Source organism: Carnobacterium sp., assembly GCF_032094055.1.
GTDB lineage: Bacteria > Bacillota > Bacilli > Lactobacillales > Carnobacteriaceae > Carnobacterium_A.
Genome location: NZ_DAMDAK010000103.1, coordinates 5825 through 7719 on the forward strand (window position 1 = coordinate 5825; position 1895 = coordinate 7719).

Below are 1895 nucleotides of genomic sequence, written 5' to 3' on the forward strand. Positions count from 1 at the left end.
TGATCAAATCGATTTCTTCTGCGATGATACCCGTTTTTTCAAGAATCGCTTCAGCCGCCTTCCCGCAAAGAACAGATGTATTCTCCGTTTCAGCTAGATGACGTCTTTCGATGCCAGTTCTTGTTTTGATCCATTCGTCACTGGTGTCCATTAAACTTTCCAACATTTCATTGGAAACTACTTTTTGAGGAACATAGCTCCCGGTACCAATAATTTTTGCTTGCATCGAGTTCAACTCTGTTCTTATAAATTATTTTTTATTTGGTCTAAAAAAATATGAAGGTTTCTTAGACCTTTGATTAATATCTCAGCTTCTTCTTGTTCCATCCCAGATATAGTCTCTTTTACCATATCTCGATGAAACTTATCATGTAATCGGTAAAGAAGTCGGCCTTTCTTGGTAAGACCTAGCTTAACCACCCTACGATCCATTTCACTGCGAATTCTTTCAACATACCCTTTTTTAACTAAGTTATTGACAGAAACGGTTAATGTTCCAGCAGTAATAGCCAGCTTTTTAGCGACTTCGGATGTCGTATGGTCTCGATTCATTCCGATAGCTTCGATAGTATGCATTTCTTTAATAGAAATATCTTTAAATGTACTGCCTTGAAGTGCATCTTCTTCAATGATCATAATTTCATTAAAAATCGTTATTAAATAAGTATTGATTTCATGTACTAATGCTTTATCCACATCAGCTCCTCCGTTCTTATATTTGCCTCCAATAAATTACTTTGAGCATCAAACTATTTGACTATCAAACTATATTATTAAAATCAAAAACTGTCAAGCAGAAAATAAAACAAAATAATACAGGTCCACTTAAATAGCTGTTTATTCAGTTTTTACACCTATTTTTTAAAATAAAAAAACATCCCTTCTCTTTTTAAAGAATGGATGTTTTTGGTGGTTATTCTATTTGATTAAACTTAACTATGGACAAATTCAACGATATCTTTAAAGTTAACGATCGTTTTAGATTCCATAATATCTTTCATTTTTTCAGAAGATTTTTCCCAATAGATTTCAACAACTGCACTGTTATTTAACAACTTTACAATAGTTCCAGCCATTTTTTCATCTCTAAATAAAAAAATAATTTGATCTCCCAAGTCTGGTCTGAAAGAAGCTTTTATTTCATCGATAATTTCATTTGCTTCATCATACGGCACGCCCAAAAGAGTCGCAATTCTTGATTTGCTGGCTCCTTTTCGAAGCTCAACCTCAACTAACGATTGAATTTCTTTGGTTATTTTGTTTCCCATATAAATTCCCTCATTTCTTTGATTCTTAAAGCACGTTACCTGAATATTTTATCGTTCACTTCTCTATTATAACATATTTTTCATCAAAATGAAATCTACGAAACAAGTGGAAAAAATCTGCCATCCTTTTCAGCCAAAAGCTCCTTCTTTCAATTGAAGCGCTTGGAATACCATTCAGCAGCTGCCATTATCTCTTTTTGTGTCAATGAGTGTCCATGATTGTTCCATTCTATCGTTGCTTGTGCTCCCGCTTTTTCAAAGGTTTGCTGCAATTCTTTACTTTCTTCTGGTGGACACAGTGGATCATTTTCTCCTGCCCCGATAAAAATAGGTATACCAGATAAGTCAGGAAGTACTTTATTTCTTAAAGGAACCATGGGATGATGCAGCAAAGCTCCCTTAAAAACAGCTTGATAATGATACAATAAACTAGCAGCGATATTGGCTCCGTTTGAGTAACCTAAAGCCACTACATTATTCACATCAAACTCATATTTTTCAGCTGCTTCATGTATAAATTCATATAGGTTTTTCGTTTCTGATAGCAAACTTTCTTCATCAAAAACCCCTTCAGACAATCGTTTAAAAAAACGTGGCATCCCATTTTCCATAACATTTCCACGAACA

Annotated in this window: 3 protein-coding genes and 1 pseudogene; all 4 read right to left on the reverse strand. The window is 34.2% G+C overall.

Annotated elements, in window-relative coordinates; all coding sequences use genetic code 11:
• A pseudogene (locus tag RT405_RS12220) lies at positions 1 to 226 on the reverse strand (3-oxoacyl-ACP synthase); the annotation flags it as partial.
• Between the two features lie 17 nt (positions 227 to 243).
• Entirely contained in the window at positions 244 to 636 is a 393-nt protein-coding gene (locus RT405_RS12225) for a MarR family winged helix-turn-helix transcriptional regulator (protein ID WP_192988188.1), read from the reverse strand.
• A 296-nt stretch (positions 637 to 932) separates the two neighbouring features.
• Complete coding sequence (locus tag RT405_RS12230) at positions 933 to 1268, reverse strand: DUF2187 domain-containing protein (RefSeq protein ID WP_192988176.1); 336 nt, start codon at positions 1266 to 1268, stop codon at positions 933 to 935.
• A gap of 149 nt (positions 1269 to 1417) precedes the next feature.
• Positions 1418 to 1895 (reverse strand): alpha/beta hydrolase (locus RT405_RS12235; RefSeq protein WP_313470044.1); only part of this gene is annotated, 478 nt, incomplete at its 5' end.

Coding starts and splice junctions, on each gene's coding strand:
- RT405_RS12225 (WP_192988188.1), bottom strand. CDS start 636: ATGATCATTGAAGAAGATGCACTTCAAGGCAGTACATTTAAAGATATT.
- RT405_RS12230 (WP_192988176.1), bottom strand. CDS start 1,268: ATGGGAAACAAAATAACCAAAGAAATTCAATCGTTAGTTGAGGTTGAG.